The organism is Pseudomonas sp. SWRI92, from assembly GCF_014268685.1.
Classification (GTDB): Bacteria; Pseudomonadota; Gammaproteobacteria; order Pseudomonadales; family Pseudomonadaceae; genus Aquipseudomonas; species Aquipseudomonas marvdashtae.
Genome location: NZ_JABWQY010000005.1, coordinates 51,511 through 66,872 on the forward strand (window position 1 = coordinate 51,511; position 15,362 = coordinate 66,872).

The window sequence follows — 15,362 nt, forward strand, 5'->3', positions numbered from 1 at the left end:
AGCATCATCACGAAACACATTTGCGACGAATCGCATGCTTCACACTCGCGCCAGAACCAGGCCGAGGCGTATACACGATCCTTGAAAACAAAAACGGCGCAGCCCTTTTCAGGTTCTGCGCCGTTCTCTGCTAATTAAATAGCGACTTGTATGGTGCGGACGGAGAGACTCGAACTCTCACACCTTGCGGCGCTGGAACCTAAATCCAGTGTGTCTACCAATTCCACCACATCCGCGTATCAAGCTTTTAAAGCAAAGGCGCCAGACTATTAAATCTGGCGCCTCTCTAGAATATGGGGTGGACGATGGGGATCGAACCCACGACAACGGGAGTCACAATCCCGTGCTCTACCAACTGAGCTACGCCCACCATATTGCCTTGTAGCGTTACTTGTGCCAAAGCTGCCTAATTGGCGCACCCGGCAGGACTCGAACCTGCGACCATCCGCTTAGAAGGCGGATGCTCTATCCAGCTGAGCTACGGGCGCCTTTTTAATCTGTATTCTTGGACGATTACAAACTAAGTGCTTTCAGTTTCGCTGAATTGTAACAACCAACTCCGCTCGACCTTCTTAACCAGTGCTAGGCTGTGCCCGACAAGTGCGACGAATGTTATAGACGGCCCGATAGGTCGTCAACTCTTTTTTAAAAAAAATTCATTTAATTAAAGGAGTTAGGGGAATTTGCAGACCAAGCGCCTTTGCCCTCACGCCTCGGCATGCGAGAATGCGTTCTCTTTTTTTCCCCTCTCGATGGTTAACCACGCGCAATGACTGCACAACTTATCGACGGCAAATCGATCGCCGCCAGCCTGCGCCAGCAGATCGCCCAACGAGTCACCGAGCGCCGCCAACAGGGCCTGCGCACGCCCGGCCTTGCGGTGATCCTGGTCGGCAGCGATCCTGCCTCTCAGGTTTATGTCTCGCACAAGCGTAAAGACTGTGAGGAGGTCGGCTTCCTTTCCCAGGCCTACGACCTGCCTTGCGAAACCACCCAGCAAGCGCTGGCCGAGTTGATCGACCGCCTCAATGACGATCCGAACATCGACGGCGTGCTGCTCCAGTTGCCCCTGCCCGAGCACCTCGATGCCTCGAAACTGCTGGAGCGTATCCGCCCGGACAAAGACGTCGACGGTTTCCATCCTTATAACGTCGGTCGCCTCGCCCAACGCATTCCATTGCTGCGCCCCTGCACGCCCAAGGGCATCATGACCTTGCTGGAAAGCACCGGCGTGGACCTTTACGGACTCGATGCCGTGGTAGTGGGCGCCTCCAACATCGTCGGCCGCCCGATGGCCATGGAGTTGCTGCTGGCCGGTTGCACCGTCACCGTGACCCATCGTTTCACCAAAGACCTGGCGGGGCACGTCGGCCGCGCCGACCTGGTGGTCGTCGCCGCCGGTAAGCCTGGCCTGGTCCGGGGCGAGTGGATCAAGGAAGGCGCCATCGTCATCGACGTGGGCATCAATCGCCAGGACGATGGCAAGCTGGTGGGCGACGTGGTCTATGAGACCGCCCTGCCCCGCGCCGGCTGGATCACTCCGGTACCCGGCGGAGTGGGACCGATGACCCGCGCCTGCCTGTTGGAGAACACACTTTATGCAGCCGAGACGCTGCATAGCTGACAGACGGGACGATCAGCCCAATCCCGTGGAGCGAGCCTCTTCGCTCCGCGGTATCCCGATCGTCGGATCCTGCTCCGCCAAGCAGCAGATTCTCTATCTCCCCAAATTACAAATTTTTCAGATTCGATTCGCCAGAATCGCCCTTCATTAAACTTTATTTATTCATGGGCCCCGGTGGCACAGGCATATAGCGCTGTCCTCGCCCATACTCATAAAATGCGGCGCTTCTTAACAAGCCGCTGTTCAACGGCATCTTCAATTCTATCGAGTCTACTCGCGTGAAAATTCGTCTTTCGGTCATTAGCCTGCTTTTCGTTTTCACAGGCACTCTCATCACGCAAAACGTCAGCGCGCAGGAAACCATTGCGGCTCCCCGAGACACCTCAAAATTGCAAGTCGCCTCCGGCAGCGCAATCCTCCTGGATCTACAGACAGATAAAGTCGTCTACTCGAGCAATCCGGACGTCGTGGTGCCGATTGCTTCGGTGACCAAATTGATGACTGGCCTGATTGTCCTGGACGCCAAGCAGAACCTGGACGAATACATCTCGATGACCATCGCCAACACGCCAGAAATGAAGGGCGTGTTCTCCCGGGTCAAGCTCAACAGCGAACTGTCACGCCGAGACGTGCTGCTGATTGCGCTGATGTCCTCGGAAAACCGCGCCGCCGCCAGTCTCGCCCATCACTATCCCGGCGGTTACGCGGCGTTCATTGCGGCGATGAACGCCAAGGCCAAGGCGCTGGGCATGACCAGCACCCATTATGTCGAGCCCACCGGCCTGTCTACCCAAAACGTATCGACCGCCCGTGACCTGACGAAACTGTTGATCGCTGCGCGCAAATACCCGTTGCTGAGCGAATTGAGCACCACCAAGGAAAAGACCGTGACGTTCCGCAAGCCGGTCTACAGCCTCGGCTTTCGCAACACTGACCACCTGGTCCACAAGGCCAACTGGGACATTCAACTGACCAAGACCGGCTTCACCAACCAGGCCGGTCATTGCCTGGTACTGGTCACGAAAATGGGTAATCGCCCGATGGCATTGGTCATTCTTGACGCCTTCGGCAAATACACCCATTTTGCCGATGCAAGCCGCATCCGCAGTTGGGTCGAGACAGGCAAAAGCGCCAGCGTCCCGGCCGTGGCCCTTCAATACAAAGCCGCGAAGAATCTCAAGAGCCGCCAAAGCGGTGTGGTTGAAGCATCCAAGTAGCGTGGCGTAACAATCCTTAAGCCTGAGAGAAATAGCCCCGAGCAAATAGCCCCGACGTGTCGGGGCTATTTTCATTCAGGGCTTGAGATCTCCCAAAGGATCGTAAGGCCTGGAAGAAGGTGCATCCTGCGAATCCTTCTCGTCGTCCCGGGGCGCCTTCGCCGGACCTATCGGATCGACCTGAGGATCGTCGAGATCCGGCGAGTCCGGATCGAAACCCAAATCATCATTACCAGACGAATGCTCGGACGAATGTGGCCCCGAAGGTGTTTTCGACTGTGCCATAGCTGCCTCCTTGAATCATGGCCCGGAGTTTCCAGGCCCTGACGATAAGAACCCGAGGCATGCCAGGTTGTGCCCGACAGGTGACGAACGGGGATCGCATTAGTGTGCAGCGTCCAGCGCCTTGGTCGCCCGCGCCGCTGCCTGCTCCTGCCCTGCCCCGGCCAATTGCTCGGCGGCTTTCAACCAGCGTTGCGAATCAACATTGGCAGGAAGTTGCGTAGGCTTCTGGATCAGTACTGCCCAGCCCCCAGCACCTTTAAAAGCCGACTCGAATGCATCGAAGCTCATCAATGAGCGTCGATTCATTCCAGAGCGCAGCAACACCGTGCGTTTCTGCCGGTTATAACCCGCGAGGATCGCGTAGCGCGGCTCGGACCAGAACGCCGAACCCTTGGTGTAGCGCAGCAATACCGGATAGCCCGCCGCCACCTGTTCGAGCAATGCGGCAAGTTGGCCATTGAGGGGGTACACCACCAGCCCGTATTCACGCGCCAGGGTTTGCAGGTTCTGCTGCAAACGAGCCTCGCCACCGGGCAGGTGCAGAGGTTTCTCCAGCAGCCCGGGCGTGATTACCGTTCCCTGCAAGGTCAACAGGGCCGCCATCGATTGCGGCGCGCCCTGGTGCGTTTCACCGCGAAAGAATGGCACGCTGTTGAGCTCCACCCGCTCGGGCAGGCGCTTGATCTGCGGCGACACGCTGCCGGCGCACCCCGCCAGGGCGGCGAGGCAGGACAACGCCAATACCAGTGATCGAAAAGATGAAATTACTGGCGACATGATGACTCTCTTGTTCAGGCAGACCCGGCATTCGAGCCGGGCGTGGGCCGACGATCATAAGGCGCGCATCGGCCCGGGTATAGCCATAAGCAACAGTTTCACAACCGCGATAGAACGAACCGATCCGTCGCCGCGCACCACGAATCGACTGCTCGTAACACTTGAGCGACTAGACTGTCCATTGTAGAGAGTGCATTGCCCGGTTCCGGGCAGAAGGAGGCGCAGATGAGCCTGATGATGACTGTTCTGATGCTGATATTCGGCTGGCTGAGCGTAGCGGCGGCCATGTTGTGGGGCGTGCTGCGGATCGCCCGGCGCCACCACCCCGCGCCGCAGCCACAAGCGCAACAGAACCCGAAAGCCGCCGGCCGCCACGCCACCGCGCACTGACCTTTACGTCGTCCATAAAAAAGCCGCCCGGGACCTTCGACCCGGGCGGCTTTTATCTATCTCGCTCAGGCTTGCTCGAGGGCCTTCTTTTCCCTGGCCCGACGAGACAGCATGTTCAACACCTCGATCGCTGCCGAGAAGGCCATGGCCGCGTAGATGTAGCCCTTGGGCACGTGGGCACCGAAGCCTTCGGCAATCAGCGTCATGCCGATCATGATCAAGAAGCCCAGGGCAAGCATGACCACGGTAGGGTTGTCGTTGATGAATTTCGCCAGTGGCTCGGCGGCCAGCAGCATCACCAGGACCGAAACCACCACGGCGATGATCATGATCGGCAAGTGTTCGGTCATGCCCACCGCCGTAATGATGCTGTCGATGGAGAACACCAGGTCGAGCATCAGGATCTGACCGATCGCGGCGGCAAACCCAAGGGTCACGCCGGACGTAGCGGACTTCGGATCATCCGGTGCCGGATCCATGCTGTGGTGGATCTCAGTGGTGGCCTTCCACAGCAGGAACAGGCCGCCCGCGATCAGGATCATGTCCTTCCAGGAAAATGCCTGGCCGAGGATCTCGATGACCGGTTCGGTCAACTGCACGATGAAGGCGATGGTGCTCAACAAGCCCAGGCGCAGGATCAACGCCATGCCGATACCGATCCGCCGAGCCCTGGCCCGATGTTGTTCGGGCAGCTTGTTGGTCAGAATCGAAATGAAGATCAGGTTATCGATGCCGAGCACGATTTCCATGACGACCAGGGTTGCCAAGGCAATCCAGGCGGTTGGGCTGGCGGCGAGCTGTAACAGATAATCCATGGGTCAGTCCTGACTCGATAAGACGGGTTAAAGGGTTTGGGTGGAAGGTTTGGCTGCTTCAGCATCGTCCTCGGGTTCTTCCTTGGGGCTGATCAACCCGCCGGAGAGCTCGCTGATGGCTTGTTCGGCAGCCTTGTGAGTATCGTCGATGGCCTGCTTGGCCGTTTCAACCGCTTGTTCCTTCAACTGCTCTGCCAACTGCTGGGCGCTTTTTTCGGCTTGTTCGCAGCCCACGAGCGCCAGCGACGACAACGATAGCAAGGCCGCTAGGCCCAAGGATTTATACGTCATGAAGACTGTGCCTCTCAGAGAATAGACGGAGCACAAGATGGCTCACCAATGGCCCGGCATTCTAGAGGGGCAAATACTTCAGGAAAATTCGTATTTTCAGCGGTTATACTTCGGTTTTTACGAACTGGCGCGCACATGCTCAATTACCGACAGCTCCATTATTTCTGGGTCGTGGCAAAAACCGGCAGCATCGTGCGTGCCTGCGAGCAATTGAACCTGACCCCACAAACCATCAGCGGGCAGATTTCCCTGTTCGAACAGACTTACAACATCAAGTTGTTCCAACGGGTCGGGCGCCAGCTGGAACTGACCGAAGCCGGCCGCCAGACGTTGCCCTACGCCGAACACATGTTCCAGCTGGGCGGCGAACTGGAATTGATGCTGCGGGCCCAGCCCAACGAGCAACAAACGTTGTTTCGGGTCGGAGTGGCGGATGTGGTGCCCAAGTCCATCGTCTACCGCCTGTTGGCGCCGACCATGGAGCTGAGCGACCCACTGCGCATCACCTGCCGCGAAGACAAGCTCGATCGGCTACTGGCAGACCTGGCGATTCAACGCCTGGACCTGGTGATTTCGGACAGCCCGATGCCGACGCACCTGGACATCAAGGGCTTCAGCCAAAAACTGGGGGAATGCGGGATCAGCTTTTTCGCCACTGCAGCGTTGGCCGAGCGCCATGGGCAGGATTTTCCCCACAGTTTGCATGACGCCCCGCTGCTGATTCCCGGGCCGGAGACGGTGGTGCGCAGCCGCTTGCAACGTTGGTTCGCCGAGCAACAGATCCAGCCGCGTATCGTCGGCGAGTTTGACGACAGCGCGCTGATGCAGGCGTTTGGTCAGTCAGGCAGCGGGATTTTCATCGGCCCTAGCGTGATTGCCGAAGAGGTGAAGCGGCAGTACGGCGTGCAGGTCATCGGCCAGACCGATGCGGTGAGCGAGTCGTTCTACGCAATTTCCGTGGAGCGCAAGGTCAGCCATCCGGGCATCGTCGCGATCGCCGAAGGGGCGCGCCGCGAGTTGTTCAGTGCCTAGCACTGCGCGCAGCTGACGCGGGGTCTGAATGTCATCAGCCATAACGTCAGCAGGATCGACACCAGGATGAAGCCGGCCGCGGCGAAACCGACGTTGCCCAACCCCAGGGTATCGATCACCCGTCCGCCGACCATCGCGCCCAGGCCAATTCCCAGGTTGGCGCCGGCGATGTTCAGCGACGCGGCGAACGCCGGCGCCTCAGGTGCAGCCTTCATCAACCGGACGTGACTGACCAGGAACAAAGCCGCCTGGGTCACGCCCCAAATGCCCAGCGCGGCGGCCAACCCGAGGGTCGAATGAATGCTCGGCACCAGCGCTACCATACCGCCGATCATGAACAGGCAGAACACCATCGATGCGATCAACGGATGCCGGTCCACCGCGCGGCCTCCCAGGGAATTGCCCAGCAGGCCCACGGCCCCAAAGCCCATCAGGCACCAGCCTACGAGCGTGCCGTCGAAGCCGGCCAGCCGTTCGAGAATATCCGCCAGGTAGGTATAGGCGGTGAACATGCCGCTGAACACCAGGACCGACAACAGCACATGCCCCTGCATCAAAGGGCTGCGCAGGATCTTGAGCTGCGAGCGAAAGCTCACTTGATGCTGATGCAGGTTGGTTTTTGGCAGATAGATAAACAGCAGCAGCGCCTTGGCAAACGCGATAACAGCCAGAATCGCAAATGCGCTGCGCCAGCCAAACGCATCGGCGATCAGCGTACCCACCGGAATGCCGAATACCGTGGCACAGACGATGCCGAATCCGATCCGGGCAATCGCGCGTCCGGCGAACTGCGGTCCGACAATGTCCACCGCCGTTTCGCTGGCCAACGCCCAGAATACCGGCAGGCCCAGCGCCGGGACCAGTCGGGCAACAGCCATGACCCAGATGTTGGGTGCCAGCGCCGCGAGGGTATTGGCCAGGCCGAACATCACCAGCACGCTGATAAACAATTTGCGCCGCTCGACACGGGCGAACCAGGCAGTCAGGAACGGCCCGAACGCCGCAACGGTAAACGCGAACAAGGTCACAAGCAGTCCCGCCTGGGGGATGCTGACGTGCAGATCACGGGCAATGGATGGCAGCAGGCCGACGATGATGAATTCCGTGGTCAACACCGTGAACCCGGCGGCGGACAACAGGAAGATTGGCAACAGCATGCAAGACTCCAACAAAACGACGACACCAGCGCTAGCCCAATGGCCCGCTGGAGAAATTGAAAATTGAGAAGCGCAAAGCCTAACAGAATGCCACCGTCAGAAAAATCCGCTCAAACAAGCAGGTGACGGATCGTCACAGGTCCGTCAGATTTTTCGTTGGGCTGTGATAAAGTCCGCGGCCTGCAAACGCTCTACTTTCTTTTCGGTCCCGCTCATGTGGCCTGCCCGCTTGTTGCCCTGTTCGGCTGACCGTTGCACATAAAAAATCAGAGATACCGTCATGACAGCTGTCTCCCCTTCTCTTCTGCACCGCCTCAAACACACCAGCCTGGTCACGCAAATTGTCATCGGCCTGATCGCCGGTATCTTGCTGGCGTGGCTGGCACCGGAGCTGGCAAAGTCCACCGCGTTCATCGGCAAGGTCTTCGTCTCCGCGCTCAAGGCTGTTGCGCCGATCCTGGTGTTCGTACTGGTCATGGCCTCGATCGCCAACCATAAGCACGGCCAGGAAACCCACATCCGGCCCATCCTGTTCCTGTATCTGCTGGGGACCTTCGCCGCCGCGGTGGTCGCGGTCGTTGCCAGCACGTTATTTCCGTCGAGCCTGGTGTTGAGCACTTCCGACGTCGCCGTCACCGCGCCCGGCGGCATCAGCGAAGTGCTGCAAAGCCTGCTGTTCAGCGTGGTGGACAACCCGGTCCGGGCGCTGATGGATGGCAACTTCATCGGCATCCTGGCCTGGGCCATCGGCATGGGCGTCGCCATCCGCCACGCCGGCCAAACCACGCGCACCGTGTTGGATGACCTGTCTAACGGCGTGACCGTCATCGTGCGCCTGGTCATCCGCTTCGCGCCGCTGGGGATCTTCGGGCTGGTGGCGTCGACCCTGGCCACTTCCGGCTTTGGCGCCCTGCTCGGTTACCTGCACCTGTTGACCGTGCTGATCGGCTGCATGCTGTTCGTGGCACTGGTGGTCAACCCGCTCATTGTGTTGTGGAAGCTGCGTCGCAACCCATACCCGCTGGTGTTCACCTGCTTGCGCGAGAGCGGCATCACTGCGTTCTTCACCCGCAGCTCGGCGGCGAACATTCCGGTGAACCTGGAACTGAGCAAACGCCTCGGCTTGCACGAAGACACCTATTCGGTCTCGATCCCGCTGGGCGCAACCATCAACATGGCTGGCGCCGCCATCACCATCACAGTGCTGACGCTGGCGGCCGTGCATACCCTGGGTATCGCGGTGGATTTGCCCACGGCGGTGCTGCTGAGTGTTGTCGCCGCCATCTGCGCCTGCGGTGCGTCCGGTGTCGCCGGCGGTTCGCTGCTGCTCATTCCGCTGGCATGCAGCTTGTTTGGCATCCCCAGCGAAATCGCCATGCAAGTGGTCGCCGTGGGGTTCATCATTGGTGTCTTGCAGGACTCGGCGGAAACCGCGCTGAACTCGTCGACGGATGTGTTGTTCACCGCGGCGGCTTGCCTGGGTGAGGAAGAACGGTCGCAGCGTACTGCCTGACAGACAGATATGAAAAAGCCCGGAACGGCTCACACCGTTCCGGGCTTTTTCATGCTTGCGGGTTTAGAACGCGCCCATGTAATCGCGCTTGCCCACTTCTACGCCGTTGTGGCGCAACAGGGCGTAGGTCGTGGTGACATGGAAGAAGAATTGCGGCAGACCGTAGGTCAACAGGTAGGTTTGACCGCTGAAGCGCTTCTCCTTCGGCGTGCCCGGACGGGTCACGATTTCAATGCCTTCCTTGCCGTCGATCTGCTCGGGTTTGATGCCATCGATGAACGCCAGCACCTTGGCGATCAACGCTTGCAGCTCAGCGAAAGTGGTCTCGCTGTCGTCATATTTCGGCACTTCAATCTCGGCCAGACGGGCGGACACGCCTTTGGCGAAATCCACGGCGATCTGCACTTGGCGCACCAACGGGAACATGTCCGGGAAGAGGCGCGCTTGCAGGAAAGCGTTCGGGTCGATGCTTTTTGAGGTGGCGTGGGCTTCGGCCTTGTTCAGGACATCGCTCAGGGCAGTGAGCATCTGCTTGAAAACCGGGACGGAGGCGGCGTACAGGGAAATAGTCATGGTGGTCTCATGCGGGTGATGAAAAAGAGATGAATCGAACGTGGGCGATTATAGCCACGGCTTGTTACGCACCTTGTCTTTTATTGCGCAAGGATTAGGCTAGCGTCCTCCACAGCATAGGGAACGCGCGATGAGCATCGAAGAACAAAGCCAGGCCGAAGAACCACGGCTCAATAGCACGGAAATCCGCATTCTCGGCGCATTGATCGAAAAGCAGGCGACCAATCCCGAAACATATCCCCTCACGCTCAACGCGCTGGTGCTCGCCTGTAACCAGAAAACCAGTCGTGAACCAGTGACCAACCTCAATCCGGGCCAGGTCGGCCAGAGCCTGCGGGCATTGGAAGGCCAGGGCTTCACCCGCCTGGTGATGGGCAGCCGCGCCGACCGCTGGGAACACCGGGTCGACAAAGCGCTGGAGCTGGTGCCGGCCCAGGTGATCCTGATGGGATTGCTATTTTTGCGCGGCCCGCAAACGGTCAATGAGCTGCTGACCCGCAGCGGCCGCATGCATGACTTCGAAGATGCCGAGCAGGTCGTGCATCAGCTTGAGCGGCTGATTGCCCGAGGCTTGGCGCTGCTGGTGCCACGCCAGGCCGGCCAGCGCGAAGACCGTTATGTGCATGCGATGGGCGACCCGGCGGACATCGAGGCCATCCTCGCCGCCCGCCACCAACCGACAGAACGCAGCATTGGCAGCGGCGTATCGCTGGAGCGCATCGAAGAACTCGAAGCGCGGATCGCCGCATTGGAAGAACGCCTGGCACGACTGGAATAACGAGGCCTACACCGACCGGGCGAAGGCCACGGCTTTTTCGAACTGTTCCAGATTGGGCCGCACGCCGGTGTACAGCACGAACTGCTCCAAGGCCTGGATTGCAATGACTTCCAGCCCGGTGATCACTCGCTTGCCCTCCGTCCGGGCCTGCACGATCAGCGGCGTTTCCGACGGGATCGCCACGACATCGAACACGGTGTCAGCCGCGGCGATCGCGGCGCGGTCGAACGCCAGGTGTTCCGCTTCCGGGCCGCCGGTCATGCCGATTGGCGTTACGTTGATGAGCATCTGCGGGCGTCGGTCAGCCAGTTCAGACTGCCAGTCGTAACCCAGCGAATCGGCAAGGGCTCGGCCAGTGGTTTGGTTGCGAGCGACGATCAGCCCGTTCTTGTAGCCTCCGTCGCGCAAGGCGCTGGCGACGGCCTTGGCCATGCCGCCGCTGCCGCGCAGCGCAAAGGTCGAATCCTTGGGCACGGCATGACTTTGCAGCAACTGAGCGATGGCGATGTAGTCGGTGTTGTAGGCCTTCAAGTGCCCGTTGGTATTGACAATGGTATTGATGGACTGGATCGCTGCGGCGGAAGGGTCCAATTCGTCGACCAAGGCAATGCACGCCTCCTTGAACGGCATCGATACGCCGCAGCCACGAATGCCCAAGGCACGTATCCCGCGCACCGCACCAGGCAGGTCCTGGCTGCTGAAGGCCTTGTAATAGAAATTCAGCCCCAGCTGTTCGTACAGATGATTGTGAAAGCGCAGGCCAAAATTGCCTGGGCGCCCCGATAGCGACATGCACAATTGGGTGTCTTTGTTGGGATTGATCTGCATGCTCGTCTCCTTGATGCCACTTTCGGACAGGCGGGATCACCGTCCCGACAGTTTATTTCGATGATCAGACACCGGGCGCAGCGTGGCGACTCGGCAATTTGTAGAAAAAACCGCCACAGACCTTACACAACATTTACCCAACGGCGTTGCAAATCCTGGGAAAATCGCGGTCATAGCAAGTATCCCCGCGCCCCTACTTGGGTCTGTTGCAGACCACAGGCGCCGGGGCCGGAACGAGGAATCGCCATGAAACGCAAACTCCCCATCATCGCCCTGCTTGTGGGGGCTCTCGCGGTCACCGGCCAGGCATCCGCCCATGGTCGCGGTGGTTGGGAGGGGCCCGCAGTGTTCGGCGCCATCGTCGGCTCGGCCATCGTTGGCTCGGCGCTGATCAGCCGTGACCGGCCGGTGTACGTCCAGCAACCGGTTTACGTGCAGCCGCAGCCGGTCTATGTGCAACAGCCGCCACCGGTCTATTACCAGCCGCAACCGGTGTACGTGGAACAGCCGATCTACTACCGTCCGGCACCGGTGTATTACGGTCCGCCACGCGGCTATTACTACGGTCCACCACGCGGCCATTACGGTCGCTGGTAATCACCGTTCAAGCGACACAAAAAAACAGCCGGCGATCAGTGATCGCCGGCTGCTTTTTTTGGGCTGGCATCAGCTACGAGGTCAGACGTGCTCGCTGCTTTTCAGCCGCACCGGGTCGTGCTCTGGCGCCAGGTGCTCAGCCACCGCTACCACCGGAATCTCGTTGCCGTCGCAGTCGTGCAGCTTGCCGTCACTGAAGTAATCCCCTTCGCGCAGCGCCGCCAGATCCTGGTAACGCAACACCCGCTCAGTACCGGCGGCGAAGACGGACTGCTGGTCGGAATTGCCCGTGGTGAAGTGGTTGAACGCCAGGTTCAGGATGATCGCCATGATCGCCGAGGAGCTGATGCCCGAATGGAAGATCGTCGCGAACCAACTGGGGAAATGATCGTAGAAGTTCGGGGCGGCGATAGGAATCATGCCAAAGCCGATGGATGTGGCGACGATGATCAGGTTGACGTTGTTACGGTAATCAACCTTCGACAGGGTCCGGATGCCGCTGGCGGCCACGGTGCCGAACAGCACGATACCGGCGCCACCGAGCACCGAGGTGGGCACTGCGGCGATCACCCGCCCCATGAACGGCAACAGGCCGAGCACGACCAGGAACACCCCGCCAGTTGCCACCACGAAACGGCTCTTGATCCCAGTCACCGCCACCAGGCCGACGTTCTGGGCAAACGCGCTTTGGGTGAAGGAACCGAAGATCGGCGCGATCATGCTCGACAGCATGTCCGCCCGCAGACCGTTGCCCAGGCGCCGGGAGTCGACCTTGGTGTCGATGATCTCACCCACTGCCAGGATATCGGCGGAGGTTTCCACCAGCGTCACCATGATCACAATGCACATCGACAGGATCGCGGCGATGTGAAAGGTCGGCATCCCGAAATGGAACGGCGTCGGGAAGCCGAACATCGGGCCTTCGCCGACGGAGGAAAAATCCGCCATGCCGAGGAACACGGCGATGACCGTACCGATGACCATCGCCAGCAGAATCGACAGCCGCGAGATGGTCGCGCTGCCCATTTTGCTCAGCAACAACACCAATACCAGGGTCACCGCAGCCAGGCCGATGTTTGCCATGCTGCCAAAATCGGGCGCATGGCTGTTGCCGCCCATTGCCCAGCGCGCCGCCACCGGCATCAGCGTCAGGCCGATGGTGGTGATAACGATGCCGGTGACCAATGGCGGGAAGAACCGGGTGATCCGCGAAAACACCGGCGTGATCAGCAGGCCGATCAGGGATGCGGCGATGACGGCGCCGAGGATGGCCTGGAAGCCCCCTTCTCCGCCGGTGCCGACAATCGCGACCATGGTGGCGACGCCCGAAAACGAGACGCCTTGGACCAGCGGTAGCTGACAGCCAAAAAACGGCACGCCGAGCGTCTGCAACAAAGTTGCCAGCCCCCCTGCGAACAACGACGCGGCGATCAGTAGACCGATGTCCGACGGTGACAACCCCGCCGCCTGGCCAATGATCAAGGGCACCGCGACGATGCCACCATACATGGTCAACACATGTTGCAGGCCGTAAGCCATATTCGCGCCGACGCCGAGGTTTTCGTCCTCGGGCCGTGGGAGTGAAACATGGGGCGTTTTCATGGTTCGGGGGTTCCCTGTTTTTTGTTATGAGCACACTGTATTCAAAACTCGGGACAAATGTCCATAGAGTTGTATACAACTTGTTGCCCGTACATCGTCTACAGGGTTGCAATTGCCGAACCAGAAGCTTCAGCTTTCTACACTAAAAGCCGCTGCACCGCGGGCCGCAGCTCCCCTCGGGGCGGCACCCTCAAACCAAACTCGTTTTCCAGCAGGTCGATCAGTTCATCGGCATCGTTAATGGTGCGTCGTTCGCTGTCGTGTCCAATCCGGTGCACGGCGTAGCTGTTGCCATTGAGGGTCTTGCGCAGCCCTTCCCCAGTACGAGCGACCATCAACCGGCCCATGAAGGGTGATTCCGGGTGGGAGCAGACGTACCAATTGCCGACGGCGTAGTCGATTTCCTCCTGGCGTTGCAGGTCGAACAGGTACATCGGCCGCCATTCATCGGCGACCTTGGCCCTTAGCAGATAGCCGTCTTCATTGGCCTCGATGCGGTACGGCTCGTGGGGCGTCGGTTGAACGTCGCGACTGTCCAGCAACAGCGGCGCGGTGGGCACCATGCCGCCGAAGCCGACATCGGTGATATAGCGCACGTCGTCAAGCGTCACCAGGCTCAAGCGATGAGTGCGCGCGGTCCAGGCGCCCTCGGGCGCGTTCATGACGACCCGTCCGGTGATGCCGCGGGCGCTGAAGCCGAGCACCTGCAAAAGCGCGAGGAACAACTGATTGAGCTCGTAGCAATACCCGCCGCGCCCTTGCTCGAACACCTTTCGTTCGACCGATTCGAGGTCGATGGGCACCGGCTGACGCAGCAGCGACGAGAGGGTCTCGAACGGAAACTCGGCCGTATGACGCTGTTGGAGCAGGCGCAACGTATCGAGGGTTGGCGGTGGGGCCGTGTCGAAGCCCAGTCGGCGCAAATAGCGGCCGGTATCGCTCAGTCGCGACTCGCTCATGGGGATGTCCTTTCCTGTCAGGTGCAGGGCCAGCGGTAAGCTGGCGGCAATCCGCAGGTATAAGGCATTTCCCTCTTGCGGACAATCTGCGGCGACCGCCCGTTCTACGTTTAACGCCGCTTTCGCGAAGACAACCGAATCCAAGTGGGCGCATGGTCGCTGGGATGAGGTTGGTTCCTGACCCAAGCGTCCACGCCCGCCTCGCTCAGGTAGGCGCTGGCCGCCGGGTTGAGCAGCAGGTGATCGATGCGCAGCCCGGAATTCTTCTGCCAGTGCTGGCGGAAATAATCCCAGAAAGTGTAGATGCGCTCGTCCGGGTAGAGGTGACGCAACGAGTCCGTCCAGCCTTGGTCCAGCAGCCGCTGATAACACTCGCGGCTTTCAGGCTGCAACAGCGCATCCTTGAGCCAGGAACGCGGGTTGTAGATGTCCATGTCGGTGGGCACCACGTTGTAGTCTCCGGCCAGCACCACCGGATGATCGCTTGCCTGTAGCGCCTGCGCATAATCGATCAGCCGTTCGAACCAGGCCAATTTATAGTCGAACTTGGGGCCTGGCTGCGGGTTGCCGTTGGGCAGGTAAAGGCAGCCCACCAGGACACCGTGCACCGCCGCTTCCAGGTAGCGACTGTGACTGTCGTCGTCGCCCCCCGGCAGGCCGCGCCGGCTCTCCAGCGGTTGCGCATCGCGGGCCAGGATCGCAACACCATTCCACGAAGCCTGGCCATGCCAGATCGATCCGTACCCTACCGACTCCAGTTCCGCTGCCGGGAAATCCTTATCCGCCGCCTTGAGTTCCTGCAAGCAAACGACCTCGGGTTTCTCCCGTTCCAGCCACTCCAGCAGGTTAGGCAACCGGGCCCGGATGCCGTTGATATTGAAGGTTGCGATTCGCAGGTTCTTCATGGGCCAAAAACTCTGAATG

18 protein-coding genes and 3 tRNA genes are annotated in these 15,362 nt (G+C 60.0%); 7 read left to right on the forward strand and 14 right to left on the reverse strand.

Annotated features, from left to right (window positions below; genetic code table 11):
* Nucleotides 1-151: 151 nt before the first annotated feature.
* From HU762_RS10775 to HU762_RS10785, 3 genes are all read right to left on the reverse strand, one after another.
* Nucleotides 152-236, reverse strand: a tRNA-Leu gene (locus HU762_RS10775).
* Nucleotides 237-294: 58 nt separating this feature from the next.
* Nucleotides 295-370 (reverse strand) — tRNA-His (locus HU762_RS10780).
* Nucleotides 371-411: 41 nt separating this feature from the next.
* Nucleotides 412-488 (reverse strand) — tRNA-Arg (locus HU762_RS10785).
* A 281-nt stretch (nt 489-769) separates the two neighbouring features.
* Between HU762_RS10785 and folD the strand changes: the two genes are divergently transcribed.
* Together folD and pbpG are read left to right on the forward strand one after the other, a co-directional pair.
* A complete protein-coding gene (gene folD, locus HU762_RS10790; protein ID WP_186609762.1) occupies nt 770-1,624 on the forward strand; it encodes a bifunctional methylenetetrahydrofolate dehydrogenase/methenyltetrahydrofolate cyclohydrolase FolD in 855 nt (284 codons plus the stop codon).
* A 278-nt stretch (nt 1,625-1,902) separates the two neighbouring features.
* Nucleotides 1,903-2,841, forward strand: a complete 939-nt coding sequence (gene pbpG / locus HU762_RS10795; protein ID WP_186636429.1) for a D-alanyl-D-alanine endopeptidase — start codon at nt 1,903-1,905, stop codon at nt 2,839-2,841.
* Nucleotides 2,842-2,916: 75 nt separating this feature from the next.
* On the opposite strand, the gene HU762_RS10800 is transcribed toward pbpG, so the two are convergent.
* Together HU762_RS10800 and HU762_RS10805 are read right to left on the reverse strand one after the other, a co-directional pair.
* Nucleotides 2,917-3,126, reverse strand: coding sequence for a DUF6021 family protein (locus HU762_RS10800; protein WP_186636432.1), 210 nt, complete (start codon nt 3,124-3,126; stop codon nt 2,917-2,919).
* A 99-nt stretch (nt 3,127-3,225) separates the two neighbouring features.
* Nucleotides 3,226-3,903: a peptidase C39 family protein gene (locus HU762_RS10805; RefSeq protein ID WP_186636434.1), complete on the reverse strand. Its 678-nt coding sequence runs from the start codon at nt 3,901-3,903 to the stop codon at nt 3,226-3,228.
* Nucleotides 3,904-4,128: 225 nt separating this feature from the next.
* Here HU762_RS10805 and HU762_RS10810 point away from each other — a divergent pair, with 225 nt between their 5' ends.
* Nucleotides 4,129-4,293 carry a hypothetical protein gene (locus tag HU762_RS10810; RefSeq protein WP_186636437.1) on the forward strand — a complete coding sequence of 55 codons (165 nt, stop codon included), beginning with the start codon at nt 4,129-4,131 and terminating at the stop codon, nt 4,291-4,293.
* A gap of 65 nt (nt 4,294-4,358) precedes the next feature.
* Here HU762_RS10810 and HU762_RS10815 read toward each other — a convergent pair whose 3' ends face one another.
* Both HU762_RS10815 and HU762_RS10820 read right to left on the reverse strand, forming a co-directional pair.
* Nucleotides 4,359-5,108, reverse strand: coding sequence for a TerC family protein (locus HU762_RS10815; protein ID WP_186636440.1), 750 nt, complete (start codon nt 5,106-5,108; stop codon nt 4,359-4,361).
* Nucleotides 5,109-5,135: 27 nt separating this feature from the next.
* Nucleotides 5,136-5,399, reverse strand: coding sequence for a hypothetical protein (locus HU762_RS10820; RefSeq protein WP_186636441.1), 264 nt, complete (start codon nt 5,397-5,399; stop codon nt 5,136-5,138).
* A gap of 135 nt (nt 5,400-5,534) precedes the next feature.
* Between HU762_RS10820 and nhaR the strand changes: the two genes are divergently transcribed.
* Nucleotides 5,535-6,431: a transcriptional activator NhaR gene (gene nhaR, locus HU762_RS10825; protein WP_186636442.1), complete on the forward strand. Its 897-nt coding sequence runs from the start codon at nt 5,535-5,537 to the stop codon at nt 6,429-6,431.
* On the opposite strand, the gene HU762_RS10830 is transcribed toward nhaR, so the two are convergent.
* Together HU762_RS10830 and HU762_RS10835 are read right to left on the reverse strand one after the other, a co-directional pair.
* Nucleotides 6,428-7,588, reverse strand: a complete 1,161-nt coding sequence (locus HU762_RS10830) for an MFS transporter (RefSeq protein WP_186636443.1) — start codon at nt 7,586-7,588, stop codon at nt 6,428-6,430. The genes nhaR and HU762_RS10830 overlap by 4 nt on opposite strands.
* Before the next feature lie 144 nt (nt 7,589-7,732).
* Nucleotides 7,733-7,870 (reverse strand): hypothetical protein, encoded by a 138-nt coding sequence (locus tag HU762_RS10835; RefSeq protein WP_186636444.1) that lies wholly within the window; start codon nt 7,868-7,870, stop codon nt 7,733-7,735.
* On the opposite strand from HU762_RS10835, the gene sstT reads away from it, so the two are divergent.
* Nucleotides 7,869-9,101: a serine/threonine transporter SstT gene (gene sstT, locus HU762_RS10840; RefSeq protein ID WP_186636445.1), complete on the forward strand. Its 1,233-nt coding sequence runs from the start codon at nt 7,869-7,871 to the stop codon at nt 9,099-9,101. The two genes, HU762_RS10835 and sstT, sit on opposite strands and share 2 nt — an antisense overlap.
* 63 nt (nt 9,102-9,164) lie before the next feature.
* On the opposite strand, the gene HU762_RS10845 is transcribed toward sstT, so the two are convergent.
* A complete protein-coding gene (locus HU762_RS10845) occupies nt 9,165-9,674 on the reverse strand; it encodes a DUF1993 domain-containing protein (RefSeq protein WP_186636446.1) in 510 nt (169 codons plus the stop codon).
* A gap of 130 nt (nt 9,675-9,804) precedes the next feature.
* On the opposite strand from HU762_RS10845, the gene HU762_RS10850 reads away from it, so the two are divergent.
* Nucleotides 9,805-10,452 carry a DUF480 domain-containing protein gene (locus HU762_RS10850; protein WP_186636447.1) on the forward strand — a complete coding sequence of 216 codons (648 nt, stop codon included), beginning with the start codon at nt 9,805-9,807 and terminating at the stop codon, nt 10,450-10,452.
* A 6-nt stretch (nt 10,453-10,458) separates the two neighbouring features.
* Here HU762_RS10850 and HU762_RS10855 read toward each other — a convergent pair whose 3' ends face one another.
* Nucleotides 10,459-11,280, reverse strand: a complete 822-nt coding sequence (locus HU762_RS10855; protein ID WP_186636456.1) for a shikimate 5-dehydrogenase — start codon at nt 11,278-11,280, stop codon at nt 10,459-10,461.
* A gap of 246 nt (nt 11,281-11,526) precedes the next feature.
* Between HU762_RS10855 and HU762_RS10860 the strand changes: the two genes are divergently transcribed.
* Nucleotides 11,527-11,877: a hypothetical protein gene (locus HU762_RS10860; RefSeq protein WP_186609776.1), complete on the forward strand. Its 351-nt coding sequence runs from the start codon at nt 11,527-11,529 to the stop codon at nt 11,875-11,877.
* Between the two features lie 81 nt (nt 11,878-11,958).
* On the opposite strand, the gene HU762_RS10865 is transcribed toward HU762_RS10860, so the two are convergent.
* From HU762_RS10865 to xth, 3 genes are all read right to left on the reverse strand, one after another.
* Complete coding sequence (locus HU762_RS10865; RefSeq protein ID WP_186636458.1) at nt 11,959-13,479, reverse strand: nucleobase:cation symporter-2 family protein; 1,521 nt, start codon at nt 13,477-13,479, stop codon at nt 11,959-11,961.
* A 137-nt stretch (nt 13,480-13,616) separates the two neighbouring features.
* Nucleotides 13,617-14,438 carry an arylamine N-acetyltransferase gene (locus HU762_RS10870; RefSeq protein WP_186636460.1) on the reverse strand — a complete coding sequence of 274 codons (822 nt, stop codon included), beginning with the start codon at nt 14,436-14,438 and terminating at the stop codon, nt 13,617-13,619.
* A gap of 110 nt (nt 14,439-14,548) precedes the next feature.
* On the reverse strand, nt 14,549-15,343 hold the full coding sequence (xth, locus tag HU762_RS10875; protein ID WP_186636461.1) for an exodeoxyribonuclease III: 795 nt from the start codon (nt 15,341-15,343) through the stop codon (nt 14,549-14,551).
* Nucleotides 15,344-15,362: the final 19 nt, after the last annotated feature.

Excerpts from the sequence above, each read along its gene's own strand:
- sstT (WP_186636445.1), top strand. The coding sequence starts at position 7,869 with ATGACAGCTGTCTCCCCTTCTCTTCTGCACCGCCTCAAACACACCAGC.
- HU762_RS10800 (WP_186636432.1), bottom strand. The coding sequence starts at position 3,126 with ATGGCACAGTCGAAAACACCTTCGGGGCCACATTCGTCCGAGCATTCG.
- HU762_RS10860 (WP_186609776.1), top strand. The coding sequence starts at position 11,527 with ATGAAACGCAAACTCCCCATCATCGCCCTGCTTGTGGGGGCTCTCGCG.
- HU762_RS10870 (WP_186636460.1), bottom strand. The coding sequence starts at position 14,438 with ATGAGCGAGTCGCGACTGAGCGATACCGGCCGCTATTTGCGCCGACTG.
- HU762_RS10850 (WP_186636447.1), top strand. The coding sequence starts at position 9,805 with ATGAGCATCGAAGAACAAAGCCAGGCCGAAGAACCACGGCTCAATAGC.
- HU762_RS10810 (WP_186636437.1), top strand. The coding sequence starts at position 4,129 with ATGAGCCTGATGATGACTGTTCTGATGCTGATATTCGGCTGGCTGAGC.
- HU762_RS10830 (WP_186636443.1), bottom strand. The coding sequence starts at position 7,588 with ATGCTGTTGCCAATCTTCCTGTTGTCCGCCGCCGGGTTCACGGTGTTG.
- xth (WP_186636461.1), bottom strand. The coding sequence starts at position 15,343 with ATGAAGAACCTGCGAATCGCAACCTTCAATATCAACGGCATCCGGGCC.
- HU762_RS10865 (WP_186636458.1), bottom strand. The coding sequence starts at position 13,479 with ATGAAAACGCCCCATGTTTCACTCCCACGGCCCGAGGACGAAAACCTC.
- HU762_RS10805 (WP_186636434.1), bottom strand. The coding sequence starts at position 3,903 with ATGTCGCCAGTAATTTCATCTTTTCGATCACTGGTATTGGCGTTGTCC.
- HU762_RS10845 (WP_186636446.1), bottom strand. The coding sequence starts at position 9,674 with ATGACTATTTCCCTGTACGCCGCCTCCGTCCCGGTTTTCAAGCAGATG.
- folD (WP_186609762.1), top strand. The coding sequence starts at position 770 with ATGACTGCACAACTTATCGACGGCAAATCGATCGCCGCCAGCCTGCGC.
- HU762_RS10820 (WP_186636441.1), bottom strand. The coding sequence starts at position 5,399 with ATGACGTATAAATCCTTGGGCCTAGCGGCCTTGCTATCGTTGTCGTCG.
- HU762_RS10835 (WP_186636444.1), bottom strand. The coding sequence starts at position 7,870 with ATGACGGTATCTCTGATTTTTTATGTGCAACGGTCAGCCGAACAGGGC.
- HU762_RS10855 (WP_186636456.1), bottom strand. The coding sequence starts at position 11,280 with ATGCAGATCAATCCCAACAAAGACACCCAATTGTGCATGTCGCTATCG.
- nhaR (WP_186636442.1), top strand. The coding sequence starts at position 5,535 with ATGCTCAATTACCGACAGCTCCATTATTTCTGGGTCGTGGCAAAAACC.
- HU762_RS10815 (WP_186636440.1), bottom strand. The coding sequence starts at position 5,108 with ATGGATTATCTGTTACAGCTCGCCGCCAGCCCAACCGCCTGGATTGCC.